This is a genomic window from Novosphingobium meiothermophilum, assembly GCF_003171715.1.
GTDB classification, from domain to species: Bacteria; Pseudomonadota; Alphaproteobacteria; order Sphingomonadales; family Sphingomonadaceae; genus Novosphingobium; species Novosphingobium meiothermophilum.
The window spans coordinates 474,546-488,754 of sequence record NZ_QGHL01000004.1; the positions used below are offsets into that span (position 1 = coordinate 474,546).

General features: G+C 63.6%; 13 protein-coding genes. 3 read left to right on the forward strand and 10 right to left on the reverse strand.

Annotation, left to right across the window (positions count from 1 at the left end):
• From tssE to DKM43_RS02725, 7 genes are all read right to left on the reverse strand, one after another.
• Entirely contained in the window at positions 1-543 is a 543-nt protein-coding gene (gene tssE / locus DKM43_RS02695) for a type VI secretion system baseplate subunit TssE (protein WP_109796905.1), read from the reverse strand.
• Positions 543-1,367 (reverse strand): type VI secretion system accessory protein TagJ, encoded by an 825-nt coding sequence (locus DKM43_RS02700; protein WP_236632341.1) that lies wholly within the window; start codon positions 1,365-1,367, stop codon positions 543-545. The genes tssE and DKM43_RS02700 overlap by 1 nt, the downstream gene beginning before the upstream one ends.
• A 33-nt stretch (positions 1,368-1,400) precedes the next feature.
• Entirely contained in the window at positions 1,401-1,880 is a 480-nt protein-coding gene (locus tag DKM43_RS02705; RefSeq protein WP_109796906.1) for an Hcp family type VI secretion system effector, read from the reverse strand.
• Between the two features lie 231 nt (positions 1,881-2,111).
• Positions 2,112-3,602: a type VI secretion system contractile sheath large subunit gene (gene tssC, locus DKM43_RS02710; protein WP_109796907.1), complete on the reverse strand. Its 1,491-nt coding sequence runs from the start codon at positions 3,600-3,602 to the stop codon at positions 2,112-2,114.
• An 85-nt stretch (positions 3,603-3,687) separates the two neighbouring features.
• Positions 3,688-4,212 (reverse strand): type VI secretion system contractile sheath small subunit, encoded by a 525-nt coding sequence (tssB, locus tag DKM43_RS02715; RefSeq protein ID WP_109796908.1) that lies wholly within the window; start codon positions 4,210-4,212, stop codon positions 3,688-3,690.
• A 162-nt stretch (positions 4,213-4,374) separates the two neighbouring features.
• Positions 4,375-5,469 carry a type VI secretion system protein TssA gene (locus tag DKM43_RS02720; RefSeq protein WP_109796909.1) on the reverse strand — a complete coding sequence of 365 codons (1,095 nt, stop codon included), beginning with the start codon at positions 5,467-5,469 and terminating at the stop codon, positions 4,375-4,377.
• A 36-nt stretch (positions 5,470-5,505) separates the two neighbouring features.
• The gene (locus DKM43_RS02725; protein ID WP_109796910.1) at positions 5,506-6,156 is read right to left on the reverse strand and encodes an OmpA family protein; all 651 of its coding nucleotides are present in this window, start codon (positions 6,154-6,156) and stop codon (positions 5,506-5,508) included.
• Positions 6,157-6,566: 410 nt separating this feature from the next.
• On the opposite strand from DKM43_RS02725, the gene DKM43_RS02730 reads away from it, so the two are divergent.
• From DKM43_RS02730 to tagH, 3 genes are all read left to right on the forward strand, one after another.
• Positions 6,567-8,576, forward strand: a complete 2,010-nt coding sequence (locus DKM43_RS02730; RefSeq protein ID WP_145960461.1) for a type VI secretion system Vgr family protein — start codon at positions 6,567-6,569, stop codon at positions 8,574-8,576.
• A 21-nt stretch (positions 8,577-8,597) separates the two neighbouring features.
• Positions 8,598-9,134, forward strand: coding sequence for a DUF6931 family protein (locus DKM43_RS02735; protein WP_109796912.1), 537 nt, complete (start codon positions 8,598-8,600; stop codon positions 9,132-9,134).
• A 97-nt stretch (positions 9,135-9,231) separates the two neighbouring features.
• Complete coding sequence (gene tagH / locus DKM43_RS02740) at positions 9,232-10,800, forward strand: type VI secretion system-associated FHA domain protein TagH (protein ID WP_109796913.1); 1,569 nt, start codon at positions 9,232-9,234, stop codon at positions 10,798-10,800.
• A gap of 36 nt (positions 10,801-10,836) precedes the next feature.
• Here the strand turns inward: tagH and DKM43_RS02745 are convergent, their stop codons facing one another.
• From DKM43_RS02745 to tagF, 3 genes are read right to left on the reverse strand one after another with little or no spacing between them, the layout of a single operon-like run.
• Positions 10,837-12,942, reverse strand: coding sequence for a serine/threonine-protein kinase (locus DKM43_RS02745; protein WP_109796914.1), 2,106 nt, complete (start codon positions 12,940-12,942; stop codon positions 10,837-10,839).
• Complete coding sequence (locus tag DKM43_RS02750) at positions 12,939-13,691, reverse strand: PP2C family protein-serine/threonine phosphatase (protein ID WP_109796915.1); 753 nt, start codon at positions 13,689-13,691, stop codon at positions 12,939-12,941. The genes DKM43_RS02745 and DKM43_RS02750 overlap by 4 nt, the downstream gene beginning before the upstream one ends.
• Entirely contained in the window at positions 13,688-14,200 is a 513-nt protein-coding gene (gene tagF / locus DKM43_RS02755) for a type VI secretion system-associated protein TagF (RefSeq protein WP_109796916.1), read from the reverse strand. The genes DKM43_RS02750 and tagF overlap by 4 nt, the downstream gene beginning before the upstream one ends.
• Positions 14,201-14,209 lie beyond the last annotated feature (9 nt).

The following is a 14,209-nucleotide window of genomic DNA, read 5'->3' on the forward strand; positions in this document are numbered from 1 at the left end:
CTACTCCCGCACGGTCACAGCCGAGGAATCGGCCTCGACATCGGTGCGCAACTTGATCGGCACGGCCCGCACCGCCGAACGCACGTCCGCCTCGATCACGAAAGTCAGCGCGTTTTCGCGCTCGACCTTTCCGGACAGTTCGACGTGAAGCGTTGCCGGATCGATTCGGGGTTCGAATGCACGCACGGCATCGCGAATCTCGCGCGCACGGCGCAGGACCGCACGGCTGCTCAGCGACTTGCCCGCCAGATCGGCAACGCCATAGTTGAGAACGCTGGTCCGCACCTGCGGATAGGCTTCAAGATCGACGCTTGCCTCAAGATTGGTGGTGTTGAGCAGCCAGCCAAGTTCGCGGCGCACGGTGGCGCGCAAGGCGGTTTCGTTGAAGCGCTCAAGCGCCGGAACGGAGAGGAATCGCAGGGCTTCGCGGCGCTCTTCGGCCTGCTCCAGTTCCTCGCCGCGCATCCCGCCGATTTCGTTGCCAGCCACCAGCTTGTCGAAAAGCGTGGGATTGAGAACCGGCTGGGCAGGATTGCGCGCCATCAATCGAAGGTGAGCTTGCGCAATTCGAGAAGGCCCGCGTCTTCTCCGCCAGACAGGGTCCACAACCGCTGGCCAAGTCCGGACTGCATGGCCACGCCGTCATGCTCGGCATCGACCCAGTCGGTTTCGCGGCCCAGCCGCAAGGCGGGTGATTGCGCCGCTTCGGTGCCCGGATAGCGCGCGGGAAGAAATGCCGCGATCGATTGGCCCGATTTCAGCGCAAGCTGCACGGGATACCAGACAGTATCGCGAAGATCCTCAGGCCCATCGGACGTGATCGAGACCACCGCATCGAAGGGGATGAGGCCATAGCGGCCCGCAACAATCGCTTCGAACGTGGGGCCGAACCGCGTGTCAGCATCGGCGATCCAGTCGAAGCGGCGCCCGTCGAGGACCCCCGGCGTGTCCGGGGCCTCGGCGAATGCCTCCTCGCGCACGGCTTCGGCTTCGGCATGGCGGCCTCTCGACTGGAGCGTAAGCGCGCGGGCCACGCCTTCCACCCAGCCGCCCATGCCCACCAGCACCGGCATATCGGCTTTTCCGGCGAACACATCGGCGCGCGCGCACTCGGCATCGATGGCCTGATTGTAGGTCACGGCCAGCATCTGCGCGTTCCCGGCTACCTGAACGAGCGCCTGCAACTGCTTGCGGGCCTTGTCCCATTCGCCAGTCACGCACAGCAGCTGGAACAGGAACATGCGGGCCTTGTCGTCGCCCGGACGCGCCCGAACGACCTCGACGAGAGCGCTGCGCGCCCCGTCCAGATCGCCCTCGCGCAGCAAGGTGTCCGGATCTGCCATATCGACCACCCCCAGTCCCGACATTCCGCACCCGGCCCGAAAGCCGGGCGCACACGATCAAAGCGACTTGTTGGCCTTGAGATCCCAGCCAAACTTGGCAACGCCGCCAAGGCCGCCCTTGTCGGTCTGCTCCTTGTAGTCGAACTTGATCTCGCCGAAGTTCAGCGAGACCGATTCCATCGGGTTGCTGCCATCGGTGCCGGTGTTGGCAATGCTCGACACCAGAATGTTCTTGAGCGAGATCTTGTAGTATTCTTCCTGCTTGCCGCCCGCCTTGCGAACGGTGAGCACGCCCTCGGCGATGTGATCGCCCTTGGCGCAAGCCTGCATCAGCGCCGGTGTGGAAAGATCACAACGCTTCTGGATGGTCAGGTCGTTGAACGAAACCTTGCCCGAACCACCGCCGCCACCGGTCGCCCAGTCACCGCCGTTGGAAAGACCCCACGAGAAGTTCTCGATGTCGATCTCGCCCTTGTGCTTTTCGTCCTTCGACTCGCCCTTGATATTCGTCAGCTTCAGAAAGATGTCAGTTGCCACGATCCGTCTCCTATAACTCGATCAACAGGTTGCGAACCCGAACGACGTTCAGCCTCAAAAGACTGGTTGGCACTCAAAAATCGGCGGCCGTCACCCGAAGGGTCTGGCCATTGTCAGGTTGGTCCTCGCCAGGTCTGCCTTGTTCGTGGCCTTCCTGCAGGCCAGCTCCGATGCTCGTGTCGTCATGACACAGATACACCCGGAGCCGACCGGATCATGTGACATTATGCACTAACCGCCAGAATTGGGCAGCTTGGAGACCATGCTCAGCGAAACATCCATGCCTTCAAGCTGATAATGCGGAATGAACAGGAACTTGCCCTTGAAGTAACCGGGATTGGCTTCATCAGGAACAACTTCGATCCGGGCATCCTTGAGCGGCAGGCGCGCCTTGGTTTCTTCGGTCGAACTTTCAGGCTGGCCATCGATGTAATTGGAAATCCAGCTCTGGAGATCCTGCTCGATCTGGCGTTCGGTGCGGGTGCCGCCAATCCAGTCGCGGACCATGCACTTGAGATAGTGCGCGAACCGGCAGCTTGAGAAGATGTAGGGCAGACGCGCCGAAAGGTTGGCCGAAGCCGTGGCGGCAGGATCATCATAGACGGCCGGGTTGTTCACCGTCTGCGCCCCGATGAAGGTTGCCTGATCGGTGCCCTTGCGGTGTATCATCGCCATAAGGCCTGCCTTGGACAGCTCGGCCTCGCGGCGGTCCGAGATGGCAATCTCGGTGGGGCACTTCATGTCGACCCCGCCATCGTCCGTGGGGAACATGGCAAGTGGCAGCCCTTCCACCGTGCCACCACTCTCGACCCCGCGGATACGGCTGCACCAGCCCCAGGTGCTGAATGCCTCGGTAATGCGCGTGCCCATGGCGTATGCGGCATTGATCCACAGATGCTTCTCGTGATCGCCGCCAGTGTCCTCCTCGAAGGCAAACTCCTCGACCGGTTCTGACTTCGCACCGTAAATTGCACGGCCCAGAAAGCGCGGCATGGCGAGCGCCAGATAGCGGCTGTCGGGGCTGTCGCGGAAGGAACGCCACGCGGCATAGTCCGTCGCATCGAACAGCTTGGCAAGATCGCGCGGGTTGGAAAGTTCGGTCCAGCTCTGCATGCCCATGAGGCCGGGCGCCGCCCCGGCAATGAACGGGGCGTGAGCCGCCGCACCGATCTTTGCCAGCCCCTTCATCACCTCCAGATCGGGCGCGGAATGATCGAATGCATAATCGCACACGAAGGCGCCGTAGGGCTGCCCGCCAAGCTGGCCGAACTCGGCTTCGTAAACCTTCTTGAACAGCGGGCTCTGATCCCATGCCGCATCGCGATACTGCCGGAACATCTTGCGGCATTCGTCCTTGCCGACATTCAGCACGCGGATCTTCAGATCTTTGCCGGTCGACGTGTTCATCACCAGATAGTTCAGCCCGCGCCAAGCGCTTTCGAGGCTCTGGAAATCGGGGTGATGGATAATCTCGTTGACCTGTTCGGTCAGCTTGCGGTCGAGTGCTGCGCGCAGCGCATCCATGGTGCTGAACACGTCATCGCCAATGACCGATACATCAGCCAGCGCCTGCTGTGCGAGTGTCGAAACCGCCTGCTCGATGCGGTTGGCGCGTGCATCGTCGCTCGGCTTGAACTCCTTGCGCAGCAGTGCAGCAAAATCATCGGGAGCGAACTCCGTTTGGGTTGCCGCACTTGCGCCCTGAACCTGTTCCGTTGCCATTTCACGCCATCCTGTCTGCCTGCCACGACCGCCCGCCGTGGTGGTGATTTCCCTCAATCGGCTTCCGCCTGCACACGGCCCGCGATCAACCCTCGCCTTCGCCCGACGCTCCGCCCTGTGGCCCCTTGCCAGCGGCAGACATGGCTTTCATCAGCGCGGGATCCTTGAGCAGCTGGTCAAGCAGGTCCTGCGCGCCGTCCTTGCCATCCATGTAGAGCATGAGATCATTGAGCTGCTCGCGCGCCTCCAGAAGCTGCGCAAGCGCCGGGACCGCCTTGGCGATCGCGCCGGGCGAGAAATCTTCCATCGACTTGAACGTGAGGTCGACCGAGATCTTGCCTTCGCCGGTCAGCGTGTTGTCGACATTGAAGGCGGCGCGCGGCGCGATCGCCGCCATGCGCTGCTCGAAGTTGTCCATGTCGAACTCGAGAAAGTCACGCTCGTTCAGCGCCTTCTTCTCGACAAGGCTCTTGCCCGAAAGGTCGGACATGACGCCCATTACGAAAGGCAGTTCGACCTTCTGCTTCGAGCCGTAAGTCTCGACTTCATATTCGATATGGACCCGTGGCGCCCTGTTTTCCTTGATGAACCGCTGACCACTCTTCGCCATACTCGCCTCCTTTGCCGGACCCGCCGACACCCCGCAGCCATCCGCTCCGGGAACCCACTCATTCCATGTCCTGCACTTCCCCCCAAGGTTCGGTGCGGAAAATCACAATCCGGCATCTTCGGCGCATCGCCCGCTTGATGCCATCAGGGACATCTCAAATCTCTACCACTCCGACGACGAGTCAGCCGGTTCATCCCAACCACCCGATGCGGCAGCGGCACCATCACCCTGCCCTGCCTCCCGGCTGAAACGCAGCACCCGCGTTGCCTCATCCATGCCGCCCGGCGCGATATCTTCGAGCACGCTCAGGAAATCGAGGTTCGTCCAGGCCCGCGCGCGCTTGAGCAGCAAGGGCACCGGGCTGCCCGGCTCTGCCGTCTCGTAATAGAGGCAGATCGCATCAAGCGCCCGCACCACATCATCGCGGCTGCGGACCGCGCCGCTGAATACGGCACCCGCCGGAGCGGCTGAAACGACTGCCCCCGCCGCTGTTGCCGACATGCTCGCAACCGCTTCTTCCGAAGTCGGCGCGGCAACGTCGGAAGGCTCTGCCGCTTGTCCCGGCAGGACTGTGGCCAGCGCCTTGCGAAAACGCTCAAGCTTATCGTGGGTCGGCTTGAAATTGGTTGCCGTGTCACCTTCGGCGTTGCTGGTCAGCACGCCATCGATCCGCTTGAAGGCAGTGCAAAGTGCGGCAAACCGCTCGACCAGCGCCTCCACCTGCGCCGCATCGGTTGCATCGAGCGTGGCGCGAAACGGGCCAAAACCCTCGGCACTGCTGCCCTGCTCGGCGAAACGCTCGATATCATCGCAGGAAAAACGGCCGAAGCGCGGATGCTCCAGCAGCGGCACACGGCCCAGTGGCCCCAGAAAATCGACGATCCGGGTCAGCGATTCGCACGGAGACTTGCGGCCGATGAAGCCGTATTCGTCGAGTTGTGGATGAAGATCCGCCCAGCGTTCTTCCAGCAGGGCGGCAAGCCATTGCGCTGCTTCGACAACAAGATCAAACCGACGGGCGAAAACGGCCGCGCGGATAAGATAGACCGGCAGCCAGATGTCGCGGGTCTGCTCTGCCTGAACGAGGATCTGGTCGATGACCTTGCGCCAGTCGACATCGGATTCGCCCCCTTCATCGCTGACGGGACGCTCGAACGCGCCTTCTATCTCAATGCGCGCGTCATCATAGGAAAGATCGGGTCCGGAGGGCGCCTCATCGGAAAGGGGAGCAACCAGTGCCGCAATATCAAGCGCCATTCGCTGCGTCCCCCTTCACCCCCCTTTGCTTCCGGCTCAGTCGACCTTCACGATCTCGACACGGCGGTTGGCCGCCGCACGTGCGCTCAGGCCTGGGACAGGCTTGTCGAAACCGTAGCCTTCCGGCTGGAGACGCGAACGCTCAACGCCGTTCTCGACCAGAAAGCTGGTCAGCGCTTCGGCGCGGCGGCGCGAGAGCTCAAGGTTGTATTCACGCCCGCCAACCGAGTCGGTATGGCCCGCCACGATGAACCGCTTGCCCGCCGCTGCTGGCGACTTCAGCGCATCGACGAGCGCCTGTGCCTGTGCCCGGCTGCCTGCAAGGATCTCTGCCGAACCCGAAGCAAAGTTGATCGACAGGGTGGATCGCCCAGGTGCGGCGCGCGTGACGGCAGGCGCGGCAACATACGTGCGCTGCCCCGATGCCACGGGAGCAGGCGCGCGCGGCGCGGCATAGCCCGGAGCAGGCGGAAGCACCTTGCGCGCCGGAGCGCCGGGAAGGTCCACTCGCAGGCCGCGGCTTTCCTTGCGGTCTTCGGTTGCAAGTTCCTGATTGAAGGCGTCGCAGTCGCCGGTCAGTTCGCAGGTAATCTGGTTGCTGGACTTGGTCGCGACAGGACCGGCCTGTGCCGAAGCGATGGTCGGGAGCGTGATGAGAACGCCCGAAGCGATGATCTTGAACACCATAGCGCACCTCAATGACGGGCTTACCCCGATAATGAACGGGGAGCCGTTGTCTGTCCCGGCACATCCGGGCCTGAATACGCGACGCCTTTGGTTAAATCTTTCCAACACATCTACAGGTCATCAACCAGCGTCGCAAACGATTCCTGCACCGCAAACCCGCATTTCCCGAAGAACCGGCAAATCGGTGCCACTACGAGACAATCGGTCTGCCAAGTCCGAACTTTCCGGCAATACTCCCCGGATAAGTTCACCCCTATTCAAGACTGCCGTCTCTTGCGGAATAGACGCTTCATAACAGCCGCGCCATCTGGTAGCGGTGACGACAATCACAGACGAGAAGCTGATAAACCAGCAAACCGGTCGCATCGCTGCGGCAGCAATGCCGTCACCTCTTTGGTAGGGGAACAGACTTGGCTGATGGTCCGATGCGACAGACCGCCCTTGCCTTGCGGCTTGGAAATGGTGCCGAACAACTCAGGCTGGTCCGGCTCGACGCCTTCGAGGGCCTGAGCCAGCACTTCGCCATCACACTTGAAGTGCTCTCGCTCGACGAACTTCAGCTTCTGCCCAATCTGGGCAAGCCTGCGGCAATCGAGAGCAGGCTGGATGGCCAGTTGCTGCGCCATTTTCACGGCATCGTGGTGGATGCCGAATACGTGGAGGAGATCGAGGGCGCAGGATTTGTCTATCGCCTGATGCTGGCACCCGCTGCGCAGCTGCACGATCAGGGCAGCAACTACCGGATATTCCAGAACAAGCCCGTCATAGAGATCATCAAGTCCGTGCTGGGTGGCTGTTCCATTGCCTTCGAGGTCAAGGCTTCGGGCGGGACGCGTCAGCTGGCCTATTGCGTGCAGTATGGCGAAAGCGATTTCGATTTCGTCTCGCGTCTCATGGAAGAAGAAGGGCTCTATTACTATTACCAGCACGGGCCATCGGCCCACACGATGGTGATCTGCGACAAGCCCGGCTGCCACGTAACGATGCCGGCAGGGCCGATGACCTACAATCCGGTTTCGGATTCCGCGGCTCTGGTGGATTCGACGAGCCGGGGCGGCTCTGCGGGGATCTTCATCCAGTCATGGCACGAACGTGCCTCGACCGGGGGCGAATCGCGCGTGACCATGCGCGACTACGACTTCAAGCAGCCAACGCGCCCGCGCCAGGCCGAAGCCACCGACAAGAGCGCGCATCCGCTCGATTCGATCGAAATCTACAACTGGCCGGGCCGCTACTATCAGGAACCCGCAGGACAGGCGCTCAGCACCGTGGTTCTGGAGAGCCGCCGCGCCCAGCGCCTGCGCTATGAAGGCACAAGCACCTATGCCGGGATCGAAACTGGCTATCACCTCCAGCTGAAGGGGCATCCGATCAGCCGCTTCAACCGCAAATACCTGATCGTGCGCTGCCGGACCGTGCTGGCCACCGAACAATACCGTTCGGGCGGCAGCGCCGGGCAGACCTTCGTCGAGTTCACCACGATCCCTCACGACGTGAACTACCGCGCCCCTATGGCAACACCCCGTCCTTCGGCGCGCGGCCCCGAAACGGCGGTCGTCACCGGACCGCCCGGCGAGGAAATCCACGTCGACGAGTTCGGGCGGATCAAGGTGCAGTTCCACTGGGATCGTCAGGGCAAGCTCGATGACAAGTCAAGCTGCTGGGTCCGCGTTTCCCAGACCGGCGGGCTTGGCAACATCATCATTCCGCGCATCGGGCATGAAGTTCTGGTCGATTTCATCAACGGCAACCCGGACCGGCCAATCGTGGTCGGCAGGGTTTTCAATGCCAGCCACATGCCCGTTTACAAGCTGCCTGACCACAAGACCAAGGCCCTGTGGCGGACCAAGACCTACAAGCGCACCAGCGGTCAGGCGCTGCCGGAAGCCGAGGAACTTGACACCAAGGCACCCGGCGCAAACGAACTGCGCTTCGAGGATGCCACCGGGAAGGAGGAAGTCTTCCTTCACGCCGAGCGGGACATGAACACACGGGTGCGGCACAACGAGACCCACAAGGTTGGCCGTGACGTGGAAATCAGTGTCGGCAAGAACCGCAAGGAGCGCGTCGGCAAGAACGAAGAGATCCTGATCGAGGGAAACCGCAAGGAGGAAGTCAAGGGCACCGAGACGATCACGGTCAACAAGGATCGCAAGGTTGCGATCAAGTCGAACGACACGCTCGACGTGACCAAGAAGATCAAGATTACCTCCGGTTCCTCAATCGAGATCACCGCCGCCACCAAGATCACCCTGAAATGCGGCGGCAGCACGATCACCATCGATCCCACCTCGGTGAAGATCTCGACGACCCAGCTCAAGATGGAAGGCGCCGCAACGGCCAAGCTGAAGGGCGCGATGACCAATGTCGAGGCATCGGGAATCCTGACTGCAAAGGGCAGTCTGGTGAAGATCAACTGACAAACGCGATCGGGACGCACGATGGGCAACTGGACACTTTCCACCTGGACCGACGCGGCACAGCTTGCCCGCGTGGTCAATCCCCGCACCGTGGCGCCGGAAGCGCAAGGCATGGCACCGTCCGACTGGTTCGCCCGGCTGCGCGAGGCTGGCGAGGCCAGCGACGCGGCCAGTTTTCTGGCCCATGCCATGCCCCGTTACGAATGCGTGATCTGGGCAACGCGAAGCCTGATCGAGATCGGCATTGCCCGGACGGATCCGGCCACTGTCGCCGCATTGCGCTGGATCGACAATCCGTCCGACACATTGCGGCGCGCAGCCGCCACACTGGGCGAAACGCTTGATGACGAAAGCCCGCAGGCACTGCTTTGCCAGGCGATCTTCCTTTCAGGCGGATCGATCTCGGAGGAAGATCTCCCCGCGGTGCAACCCCCGCCCGATGTCTGCGCAAAACTGGCGGCAGGAGCAGTGCTGACCGCAGCCTTTGCCAGTGCCGATCCCTCACAGGCCATTGCGGCAAGTCTGGCGCTGGGCGAGGCGATCCTCGCCGGAAGCTGAACCGCCCGGCTGACCGCGCAGACCATCGGTGCGACACCTTCCTTTCCGCCTCGCGGTGCATGATGACAATTTGCCGCCGACAGTTTAGGTCTGGTCCGTGCCTCTTACTCTAACCATCCGCAATGCCGAACGGCTGGACAACGGCTCGCCGCTGTCCCTTGTGCTTGATCGCCGCGGCGCGCTGATCGGCCGGGCAGCAACCTCGGACTGGTGCCTGCCCGATCCGTCGCTCCATATTTCGTCACGCCACTGCGAAGTGCGCTTTGCAGGCGGCCACTATGAACTGATCGATCACAGCACCAACGGCACTTTCATCGACGGGCAAGCCGCGCGGCTAGCAGGGCCGCACCTCATCGCACCGGGCGATGTCATTCGCATCGGGCCGTTCGAAATCGTTGCGGCACTCGATGATGCCGCTGCTGCTCAGGCTGCCGAGCGAAACAGCAATCCTGCACCGGCGAACTGGAAGGGCTGGACCTCTGGCAACGAGGCGCAAGCCGCGCCGCCCGTTGCCGCCTCCGCGTGGGACAAGCGCCCGACCGGATCGGCCATTTCCGGCACCGGCCCGATGTCGCAAAGCTGGGCAGCCCCGCCGGCGGCGGGCGTCGCACCTGCGGCCACTGGAGCGGCTTCAGGCAGCGGGTGGGGGCCGTCACCGGCGCCCGCAGCGGGCGGCGCGGCACCTGCGCCGTCGGGCTGGGGACCGCCACCGGGAGCGGCCCCCGCTCCGTCCACCGGGGGATGGTCCAATCCAGCGTCTGCGTCAACGCCCGCACCTGCGGGAGGATCGCCCTGGGGCGCACCGCCGCCTGCCCCGCCCAAGCCTGCCTCGGACTGGTCCAGCCCAGCCGCACCGCCCCCGCCACCTGCTGCCGACGACATCTGGGGCAAGTTTTCCCAGTCCAATGTTGTCGACTGGGCGCGCGGCGGCTTTGGCGCGGCGAGCCCTTCACCGCCACCGGCTTTCACCGCGCCGCAGGTCCACACGCCTGCTGCGGTGGCCCCTGCCTTCCAGCCGACACCACCCCCCGCCGCCCCATCCCATGCAGCATCACCCACCTCCGCCGTGCCGCAGACGGGCGCAGCCGCAGGAGGCTCCCTTGCCGCCTTTGCCCAGAGCGCCGGGATCAGCCTGGAACGTTTGCAGTCGGGCGAAGTCCAGACTCTGGGTGTCGCCGGAAATCTGCTGCGCCGCCTTGTTGCGGGCATGGTGGTCATGCTGGAGGCGCGGGCGCGCGCCAAAAGCCAGCTCGGCGCGCAAGGCACCAGCCTTGAGTTCGACGGTAACAATCCGCTGAAGTTTGCCAGAACGCCGGAGCAGGCGCTGGAACAGTTGCTCAACGCTCCCCAGCGCGGCTTCATGGACAGCGAACGCGCGGTGGAAGATGCGTTCAAGGATCTTCAGGCGCACCAGATGGCGACACTGAAGGCGATGCAGGGAGCCTTGCGGGCAACGCTCGACCGGTTCAGCCCGCGCGCGATCCGTGCGCGCGCCGAACAGGGCGGCATTCTCTCGCGCATTCTTCCCGGCGCAAAGGATGCCGCGCTCTGGGCTGCCTACGAGAGGGAGTTCAGCGGGGTGGCCCAAGGCTCCGACGAAGCCTTCATGGAAGTCTTCGCAAAGGAGTTCCGCAAGGCTTACGAGGAAATCGCCCGGCAACGATGACCCGGCGACGCCATGGCGATCACGAGGCTTCGCGCTTCAGTCGGGCTGTTCGTCAACCGCACGATACCAGATCGTATCCGATTGCCACCCTTGCGTCTGAGCCGCAGCAAGGAAGCGCTGCTCCCAGTTGCCCGTGCGCGTTGCCGTGGTGCTGTTGAGCAGACCCGGATCGAACGGACCACGTCCGTAGAGCAGGAAAATACCGCTCCAGCCGTTGTGCGTAGTGGTGATCCTCAGGCGGTAGCGATCAGGGCCGACCTTGATCTGCTCCAGCATGGCAGGCGGAAGCGGCGTGACCTCCATGATACCTTTGTCATCGAGCGTGACGATGGCGATATCGCCTGAAACCCCGTTCAGATCGAACTCGATCACCACCGGAACGCCAAGCTTGCCCGCATCGGGATCATCGGCGGGAAGAGGAGCGAGCTCCCATTTGGTCTGCGGCACCGACAGGTGCGAAGCGCCTTTGCCACGAATGCGGTGGAACGCTTCGACGGGGCCGCAATCGCTGGGTCTGATCTGCGAAACCTCGCTGAAATCGATCGAGGCTGCCCGCAACCCCCTGGCCGAAAGCAACTGCCCGATGGCATTCTGCGCCTCGACCGGGCGGCCCGCCACACCCTTCACCGCAAGAGCCACATCATTGCCCTGAACCTGAAGGTCGCTGACATCAAGCCAGGAACAGGAAACTACCGAAAGCCCCCCCTCAAGCGCGGCCTGTGCGGCCTTTAGCGGATCGGCTGGCGGCGCTGCGGCCGCAAGCGAAGGCGGCGCATCGGGGACGGCCGCATCGTCACCCGATGCAAGCATGTAGCCCATGCCCGCCAAGAGCACGACCGCAGCGGCAACACCTGCGCCAATCAGCACTTTGCGCTGCTTGTTGCCCGCGTCGTCCGATGCCGGCGGCTTTTGCGAAGGGGGCGCTTCCCGCAGAGGCGCCGGGGCGGGCGCTGAGGCGGACTGCACTGGTGCAAACGAGGTTCCCCCGGTGCCCTTGCGGTCTCCCAGCGCCTCCAGCACGGCGTCCATGCTGCGCAGGCGCTGGGCAGGATCGGGCCGAAGCATGGCCTCCAGAACGGGGCGCAATTCGGCCGGAACGGGCGAAAGGTCGGGACCGGCGCGACGCTTGTCCACTGCATCGACAAGCGAACCGCCCATGTTGACATCGCGCTTGTTGATGATCGCAAGGATCGTCAGGCCAAGGCTGTAAACATCTGTCCACGGCCCCACCTGTCGTCCGAAATCGCCAAGCTGCTCAGGGGCGACATAGTTCAGCTTGCCCGCAAAACCATCGCCCACGATCGTCTGGCTGCCAGCGTCGAGATCCTTGGCAATGCCGAAGTCGATCACCTTGGCCCGGTCCAGCCGCCCGCCTTCAAGCATGATGTTGTCGGGGGAAATGTCGCGGTGGATCGCGCCCAGTTCGTGGGCCACGCTCAGTCCTTCGGCCAGCGTGCGGATCAACGAGAGCAGTTGCGCGGGAGTGGCCTCGATTGTCGAGAGGACATCGGACAGGTTCCTGCCGTCGATATATTCGGTGACGATGTAGAACACGCCAAGCTGCGGCTCCATGGCAAGCGTGCGATACTGCACGAGTGCCGGATGGCTCAACCGGGTGAGGGTGCGAGCCTCCTTGCGGAACATCGCAAGGACATTGGGATCGCGGGCGAGATGGGGCAGGATCACTTTGATCGCGACCCGCTCGTCCTCGTTGTTGATGTTCACGCCCTCGAACACCTGCCCCATCCCGCCGCGCGCGATGAAACGGCGAACCTGATAGAGATGGTTGAGAACATCCCCTTCGCGCACCTCGCGCGGCTCCGTTCCGGCAAGCGGGAATGCGGTGCCACCGGGAAACGCGGTTTCGGCCAGTGGTTCGGGCGGCAGAGGGGCCGCCACTTGCGGCGCGGCTGGCTGTTGCGCAGATGGTTCGGGTGCAGATGGCTCAGGCGTTGCAGGCGGCGGTTCCGCCTGCGGCCAGCCGGGCGTTGGCGGCGCAGCCTGCGGCACGCTTTCGGGAACGGGCGGAACACCCCAGCCACCGGCGGAGGCCGATGCGGCATCGCCGCCTCCGGGCAAAGGCTGCGGGTTGAAGATCGTGCGCGGTTCGCCCTCGCCGTTCTGGCCGTTGTTCTCGCTCACGATGATGCTCCGTTGAGAACCAGAAGGGTCGGCTCGTTGACGCCGACAAGCGTGACCGTGACGTTGTCCGGTGCCCCTGCCGCAAGGCTGGCTTCGATCAGCGCCTCGCCTGCGGCCATGCCGCGTTCGTGCATTATCTGCGCAATCTGCGCTTCGCCGACCACGCCGTAAAGTCCGTCACTGCACAGCAGGAACAGATCTCTGGAAACCATTGTGTCCCGGATCGCGTCGATCTCAAGCGCTTCCTGCACACCCACTGCGCGCGAAAGCACATGCTTCATCGGGTGGTCTTCCACATCCGCGGGATCCAGCAGCCCCCGATCGACCATTTCCTGCACCTGCGTGTGGTCGCGGGTGAGTTGCACCAGCACTCCGTCGCGCTGAAGGTAGGCGCGGCTGTCTCCTGCCCAGAGCACCGCGAACTCGTCGCCCCGCACGATGAGCGCAACCACGGTCGTGCCCATCTGCACGCCTTCGGCCTGTGCGTGGCCATATATCGCGGTGTTGGCGGAATGGATCGCCTGCGCCAGCACCTCGCAGGCCTCATCGATGCTTTCGGGCAGGCGCACTGCCGCCACCGCAGCGACCAGCGCCTCGGAGGCAAGTTTGCCGTTGGTGTGGCCACCCATGCCATCGGCCACGACCCAAACCCCTGCCGCACCATCAGCGAAGTGGCTGTCCTCGTTCTGGCTGCGCACGTTGCCGACATGACTGAAGGCAAAGTCTTCGATGCGGAACGTCCCGGTCATGCAGCCATCTCCAACATCCGTTCAATCACCCCTTCCGGGTGCGGCCCACCACACTCCGCCACGGGACCATCCTCTCCGACCAGCGCCCAGCCTGCGCTCGAAGGCTGCCATGGGAGGCCTTCGGCGATAAGGGGCGCCGCAATCAACTGGTCCGCCGTCCAGCCTTGCGCAAAAGCCTGCCCGACCAAGGCCAGGCATCCGCCCGATGCTGCAACCGCCGCTTCGCAATCCCCGGCCGGACTGGCGAACATCAGCGGAAACTGGCGGCCCACGCGGTCCATCGAAGCGCACAGGATGCCGCCGCTCCAGCCGGTCAGCGCATCGCCATCGACAAAGTGCCACACCGGCGCGGCATTGTAGAGCGAATCGAATTCCGCGTTCCAGCGGGCTCGCGCGCGCTCCATTTCTGCCGCCAGCCACCGGTCGAGCCGCTCGCGCGCATCCGCGGCTATCCCGCGCGCCACGAAATCGCCATGCGCGGGCAGCTTGCCGAATAGCCAGCGGCTCATGGGCGCACC